This is a genomic window from Pseudomonas sp. CM27, from assembly GCF_013179515.1.
In the GTDB taxonomy this organism is placed as follows: domain Bacteria; phylum Pseudomonadota; class Gammaproteobacteria; order Pseudomonadales; family Pseudomonadaceae; genus Aquipseudomonas.
In genome coordinates this window covers 1-6,285 of sequence record NZ_JABMCN010000309.1, presented here as the reverse complement: position 1 = coordinate 6,285, position 6,285 = coordinate 1, and the positions used below count along the sequence as shown (strand labels likewise).

6 protein-coding genes are annotated in these 6,285 nt (G+C 59.0%); all 6 read right to left on the bottom strand.

What is annotated here, in order from left to right; genetic code table 11:
- Nucleotides 1-219: 219 nt before the first annotated feature.
- Nucleotides 220-831 carry a protein-methionine-sulfoxide reductase heme-binding subunit MsrQ gene (gene msrQ, locus HP547_RS26385; protein ID WP_172230908.1) on the bottom strand — a complete coding sequence of 204 codons (612 nt, stop codon included), beginning with the start codon at nucleotides 829-831 and terminating at the stop codon, nucleotides 220-222.
- Nucleotides 831-1,844 (bottom strand): protein-methionine-sulfoxide reductase catalytic subunit MsrP, encoded by a 1,014-nt coding sequence (gene msrP, locus HP547_RS26380; RefSeq protein WP_172230911.1) that lies wholly within the window; start codon nucleotides 1,842-1,844, stop codon nucleotides 831-833. The genes msrQ and msrP overlap by 1 nt, the downstream gene beginning before the upstream one ends.
- 78 nt (nucleotides 1,845-1,922) lie before the next feature.
- Complete coding sequence (gene pssA / locus HP547_RS26375) at nucleotides 1,923-2,774, bottom strand: CDP-diacylglycerol--serine O-phosphatidyltransferase (protein WP_172230914.1); 852 nt, start codon at nucleotides 2,772-2,774, stop codon at nucleotides 1,923-1,925.
- Between the two features lie 150 nt (nucleotides 2,775-2,924).
- Nucleotides 2,925-3,941 (bottom strand): ketol-acid reductoisomerase, encoded by a 1,017-nt coding sequence (ilvC, locus tag HP547_RS26370; RefSeq protein ID WP_172230917.1) that lies wholly within the window; start codon nucleotides 3,939-3,941, stop codon nucleotides 2,925-2,927.
- Between the two features lie 55 nt (nucleotides 3,942-3,996).
- Entirely contained in the window at nucleotides 3,997-4,488 is a 492-nt protein-coding gene (gene ilvN, locus HP547_RS26365; RefSeq protein WP_003250040.1) for an acetolactate synthase small subunit, read from the bottom strand.
- A 1-nt stretch (nucleotide 4,489) separates the two neighbouring features.
- Nucleotides 4,490-6,214 (bottom strand): acetolactate synthase 3 large subunit, encoded by a 1,725-nt coding sequence (locus tag HP547_RS26360; protein WP_172288354.1) that lies wholly within the window; start codon nucleotides 6,212-6,214, stop codon nucleotides 4,490-4,492.
- Between the last annotated feature and the right edge of the window lie 71 nt (nucleotides 6,215-6,285).

Genomic DNA, 6,285 nt, shown 5'->3' with positions numbered 1-6,285 from the left:
TTGTCGCTGGAAGTGGGGCGCATTATAAGGGGATTCGAAAGGGCGTCAACCTTTAATTTCAAGAAAGTGAAATATAAGGGGAAAAGACCGCATCAGGGCTAACAGGTGCTCGCCACAACCCCTTCAGCGCTCGATCTGATAGGCGCCAAAGAAACAAAGGCGAGCACCTTTCAAACCCAACTCGATCCCAAGACAGGCACCCCGCAACCTACCCCATCATCAAACCGCCCTACCCTGCTTCCTGACCAACCTTGCCAACCCCCGCGAAACCGCTGGAATCCTCAACCCCATCAACACCACCCCAATAAACGCATAAATCGCCCACTCCCGCAGATCCGAACGAACAATCCACAAAAAATGCAGTAACCCCAACCCCAACACCGCATACACCAGCCTGTGCAGCTTCTTCCACCGCGCCCCCAAACGCCGCTGGCTATACCGGTTCGAGGTAACCGCCAACGCCAGCAACCCAAGGAACCCCAGCGCCCCCACTATTATGTAAGGCCGCTTGCGCAACTCCACCGCCAACTGCCCCCAGTCCAGCCCGAGAATAAAGAACAGGTAGGCCAGGATATGCAGCACGATATAGGCAAACACCCACAGCCCCAGCTGCCGACGCACCACGACCCAGCCCGACCATCCCGTCAGCTTCTGCAGCGGGGTCATGCTCAGGGTAATCAAAAGAAAGGTAAGCGCCCCAAGCCCAAGACGGTCCATGATGATCTTCCCAGGATCCGGCCCGAGCAGATTCATCGCAGCCTCATATAACCACCACGCCGGGAACAGGCACCCCACAACAAAGATGGCCAGGCGAAACCAGGGATAGCGCATCAGTAGTTCTTCCGCAGATCAAGCCCGGCATACAGCGACGCCACCTCATCGGCGTAGCCATTGAACATCTGTGTCTCACGCACATTCGGGCTGAACAACCCGCTGGGCAGCCGACGCTCACGCGCCTGGCTCCAGCGAGGGTGATCGACCGTCGGGTTCACGTTGGCATAAAAACCATATTCATCCGGCGCCAACCCTTCCCAGGTAGTACCAGGCTGTTCGGCAACCAGGCTGATGCGCACGATAGACTTGATGCTCTTGAAGCCATACTTCCACGGCACCACCAGCCGCAATGGGGCGCCATTCTGATTGGCCAGCTCCCGGCCATACATGCCCACTGCCAGGATGGCCAAGGGATGCATCGCCTCGTCCAGGCGCAACCCCTCTCTATAAGGCCAGTCGATCAGGGCGAACCCCGAACGCTGCCCAGGCATATGCTCTGGGTCCTTCAAGGTCTCGAACCGCACATAGCGCGCATTGGAGGTGGGCTCAACCTGCTTGAGCACCTGCGCCAAGGGAATACCCAGCCAGGGAATGACCATCGACCAGGCTTCGACACAGCGCAGTCGGTAGATGCGTTCTTCAAGCTGGTAGGGTTTGACGAAGTCCTCAAGCGCATAGCGCCCAGGCTTGCCGACTTCTCCATCCACCACCACCGACCAGGGCTCGGTTTTGAGGCTGCCGCCATTGGCCGCCGGATCGCCCTTGTCAGGCCCGAACTCATAGAAGTTGTTGTAGTGGGTGGCATCCTTGAACGGCGTGATCGCTTCGTCCTTCACTGTTACCGCTTGCCAGCGCGTGGCTGCAAGTTTGTCGGTGAACCAGCTTGGCGGAGTACCGGCCTGTACATCGGCATAGCGGGAGGCTTCGGCTGCACTCACCCTGCCCGGCAGTGAACCCAGGGCAAGGCCAGCCATGGCGCCACCCAGCAAGGTGCGACGGGAAAGGTAAATGCCTTCGGGGGTGATCTCCGACGCCTTGCACTCGGAAGACCTGGGAAGCTTGATGAGCATGGTCGGCTCCATAGCACTGGTAAAGGGTATACCAGTAAGACTATGGAGCCGGAGGGTTATTCCAGCATTAAATGTTTGTCACCCTTTACGCCGGCGGGCCTTGAGCAGGAACTGGACAGGGCCCGACGCTGCATAGGCGAGGAAGATCAGCAGCAGGATACGCGGCGGATCGCTGAACACCACCGCAAACACCAGCACCACGGCAAGGATCGCCACGAACGGCACACGACCCTTCAGGTCAAGCTCCTTGAAGCTGTTGTACTTGATGTTGCTGACCATCAGCATGCCGGCAGCAGCCACCAGCAACGCCACCAGGAACGACAGCTTGGAGCCCTGGATGCCGTAGTCACTGAACGCCCATACGGTACCGGCCACCACACCCGCAGCAGCCGGGCTGGCCAGGCCGATGAAGTAGCGCTTGTCGGCGGTGCCGACCTGGGTATTGAACCGGGCCAGGCGCAGTGCCGCACCGGCTACATAGATGAAGGCGACCATCCAGCCGACCTTGCCCATGTCACCCAGTGCCCAGCCAAATGCCAGTAACGCCGGGGCCACGCCAAAGGCGACCATATCCGACAGCGAGTCGTACTCGGCGCCGAAGGCACTCTGGGTATTGGTCATCCGCGCAACGCGACCATCCAGGCCGTCGAGCACCATGGCCACGAAGATGGCGATGGCGGCAAAGGCGAAGTACTTGCTCGCCTCGCGCGGGTCACCCGCACTCAGGGCGCTCTGCGCGCTCATGGAGTTGATGATGGAATAAAAGCCGGCAAACAGGTTGGCGGTGGTGAACAGGTTGGGCAGCAGGTAGATGCCGCGGTGGCGCACCTTGCGACCTTCCGCGTCATGCCCTTCTTCAACGTGCTCATCGACAGGTAGCAGGCTTTCGGCGTCGGAGGGCTTGTTCGGCTCTTCGGGACGTTCGCTCATGGAGGGTACCTTGCAACAGGATGGAAAATGTTCGACACGGGCCGGCGAAACAGGTTCTGACAGCAGGCCACTGGTCTGCTTTATACCAGAAGCTGACTGCCAGAACGAAAAAACGCGGCCGAAGCCGCGTTTTTCATGATGCGATAAAACTTAGTTCTTGGCTTTGTCGACGATTTTGTTCGCCGAGATCCAAGGCATCATCGAGCGCAGTTGCTCGCCGATGATCTCGATGCCGTGCGAAGCGTTGTTGCGGCGCTTGGCAGTCATCGATGGGTAGTTGGTAGCACCTTCGGAGATGAACATCTTCGCGTACTCGCCGTCCTGGATGCGCTTCAGAGCGTTGCGCATGGCCTTGCGGGATTCTTCGTTGATGACTTCCGGACCGGTAACGTACTCACCGTACTCGGCATTGTTGGAGATCGAGTAGTTCATGTTGGCGATGCCGCCTTCGTACATGAGGTCAACGATCAGCTTCAGCTCGTGCAGGCACTCGAAGTAGGCCATTTCCGGCGCGTAGCCAGCTTCAACCAGGGTTTCGAAACCGGCTTTGACCAGCTCGACGGTACCGCCACACAGAACAGCCTGCTCACCGAACAGGTCGGTTTCGGTCTCGTCCTTGAAGGTGGTTTCGATGATGCCGGTACGGCCGCCACCGACGCCAGCGGCGTAGGACAGGGCGACGTTCTTGGCGTTGCCCGAGGCGTCCTGGTAGATGGCGATCAGGTCAGGGATGCCGCCGCCTTTGACGAACTCGGAGCGAACAGTGTGGCCCGGGGCTTTCGGCGCGATCATGATCACGTCGAGGTCGGCACGCGGAACAACCTGGTTGTAGTGGATCGAGAAGCCGTGGGAGAAGGCCAGGGTAGCGCCCTTCTTGATGTTCGGTTCGATCTCGTTCTTGTACAGAGCGCCCTGGAACTCGTCCGGGGTCAGGATCATGACCAGGTCGGCGGCAGCGACGGCGGAGGCAACGTCGGCAACTTTCAGGCCGTGGGCTTCAGCCTTGGCAACAGTAGCCGAACCTTTACGCAGACCGACAGTAACGTCTACACCGGAGTCTTTCAGGTTGCACGCCTGAGCGTGGCCCTGGGAGCCGTAACCGATGATGGCGACTTTCTTACCCTGGATGATGGAAAGGTCGCAGTCTTTATCGTAGAAAACTTTCATGAAAATACCCCTGGTTATATCTCGGCCCCTGCGGAGCCATCGCTAATTTTTGAATTTAGATGCTGAGCACTTTGTCGCCACGGGCAATGCCGGTAACGCCGCTGCGCACGGTTTCGAGAATCGATGCAGTGCCGATCGCCTGGATGAAGCTGTCCAGTTTGTCGCTGGTACCACTCAGCTGCACGGTGTACACGCTGGCGGTAACGTCGACGATCTGGCCACGGAAGATGTCCGTGGTGCGCTTGATCTCGGCACGCTGGGCACCGGTGGCCTTGACCTTGACCAGCATCAGTTCACGCTCGATGTGAGCGCTCTCCGACAGGTCGACAAGCTTGACCACTTCAACCAGCTTGTTCAGGTTCTTGGTGATCTGTTCGATCACCTCGTCATGGCCAACTGTGGTCAGCGTCAGACGCGACAGGGTCGGGTCTTCGGTCGGCGCCACGGTCAGGCTTTCAATGTTGTAGTTGCGCTGGGAGAACAGGCCGACCACACGGGACAACGCACCAGGTTCGTTTTCCAGCAGCAGGGAAATGATGTGCCGCATATCAGGTACGCTCCGTCTTGCTCAGCCACATGTCACGCATCGAGCCATCCTTGATCTGCATCGGATAGACATGCTCACTGCGGTCAACCGCGATGTCGATGAACACCAGGCGGTCCTTCATCGCAAATGCTTCTTCCAGCTTCGGCTTGAGGTCCTTCAGGCTGGTGATGCGGATACCCACATGGCCATAGGCCTCGGCCAGCTTGATGAAGTCAGGCAGCGACTCGACGTACGAGTGCGAGTGACGACCGTTGTAGGCCATGTCCTGCCACTGGCGGACCATACCCAACACACCGTTGTTCAGGTTGACGATTTTCACCGGCAGGCCGTACTGCATGCAGGTGGACAGTTCCTGGATGTTCATCTGGATACTGCCTTCGCCGGTCACGCAGGCCACGTCCTGGTCGGGGAAGCTGAGCTTTACGCCCATCGCCGCCGGGAAGCCGAAGCCCATGGTGCCCAGGCCACCGGAGTTGATCCAGCGGTTCGGCTTGTTGAAGCGGTAGTACTGCGCCGCGAACATCTGGTGCTGGCCCACGTCGGAGGTGACAAAAGCATCGCCATGAGTCACTTCGCACAGGGTTTCGATGACTTTCTGCGGCTTGATGACGTTGCCGTCGCCCTTGTCGTAAGGGAACATCTCGCCATCGCCACGCCATTCGTCGATCTGCTTCCACCAGGCATCCAGCGCCGCCTTTTCAGGCTGCTCGCCGATTTCCTTGAGGATGCCGAGCATTTCGCCGAGCACGCTGTCGACCGGACCTACGATTGGCACGTCGGCCTTGATCATCTTGGAGATCGACGCCGGGTCGATGTCGATGTGGATGATCTTGGCGTTCGGGCAGAACTTGGCCGGGCCATTGACTACGCGGTCGTCGAAACGCGCACCGACGGCGAGGATCACGTCGGCATTGTGCATGGCCATGTTGGCGGTGAAGCTGCCGTGCATGCCGAGCATGCCCAGGAACTGGCGATCGGTACCCGGGAAGCCACCCAGCCCCATCAGGGTGTTGGTGACTGGCAGGTTGAGCGACTTGGCGATTTCGGTGAGGGACTCGGAGCCACCGCCCAGGATCACACCACCACCGGAATATACGATCGGGCGCTTGGCAGCCAGCAGCATCTCGGCGGCCTTGCGGATCTGGCCGGAGTGGCCGCGGACCGCAGGGCTGTAGGAGCGCAGCTTGACCTTTTTCGGGTAGACGTATTCGAACTTCTCGGCCGGGTTGGTCATATCTTTTGGAATGTCGACCACGACCGGACCTGGGCGACCGGATTGCGCCAGGTAGAAAGCTTTTTTCAGAACTTCAGGGATCTCGGTCGGGTTCTTGATCATGAAGCTGTGCTTCACGATCGGCCGCGAGATACCGATCATGTCGGTTTCCTGGAAGGCATCGGTACCCACCATGGTGCTAGGCACCTGGCCGGACAGAATGACCATCGGAATCGAGTCCATATAGGCAGTGGCAATGCCGGTAATGGCATTGGTCGCACCCGGGCCGGAGGTTACCAGCACCACACCGGCCTTGCCGGTGGCGCGGGCGTAGCCGTCCGCCATATGGGTTGCCGCCTGCTCGTGACGAACCAGGATGTGTTCCACTTCCGGTTCTTTGAACAGTGCGTCGTAAACATGCAGGAGAGCACCACCAGGGTACCCATAGATATGCTTGACGCCTTCGTCACGCAAGAAGCGGACGATCATCTCACCGCCGGATAAAAGCTCCACGTTGTTCACCTCTAAAACGCCAGAATACCGTCCCTAGTGGACGGGTCTTAATAGGTTTACTGCCAAGCAGA

What these genes read in the sequence shown, in the direction of transcription:
- msrQ (WP_172230908.1), bottom strand. Translation starts at nt 831, where the DNA reads ATGCGCTATCCCTGGTTTCGCCTGGCCATCTTTGTTGTGGGGTGCCTG.
- msrP (WP_172230911.1), bottom strand. Translation starts at nt 1,844, where the DNA reads ATGCTCATCAAGCTTCCCAGGTCTTCCGAGTGCAAGGCGTCGGAGATC.
- pssA (WP_172230914.1), bottom strand. Translation starts at nt 2,774, where the DNA reads ATGAGCGAACGTCCCGAAGAGCCGAACAAGCCCTCCGACGCCGAAAGC.
- ilvC (WP_172230917.1), bottom strand. Translation starts at nt 3,941, where the DNA reads ATGAAAGTTTTCTACGATAAAGACTGCGACCTTTCCATCATCCAGGGT.
- ilvN (WP_003250040.1), bottom strand. Translation starts at nt 4,488, where the DNA reads ATGCGGCACATCATTTCCCTGCTGCTGGAAAACGAACCTGGTGCGTTG.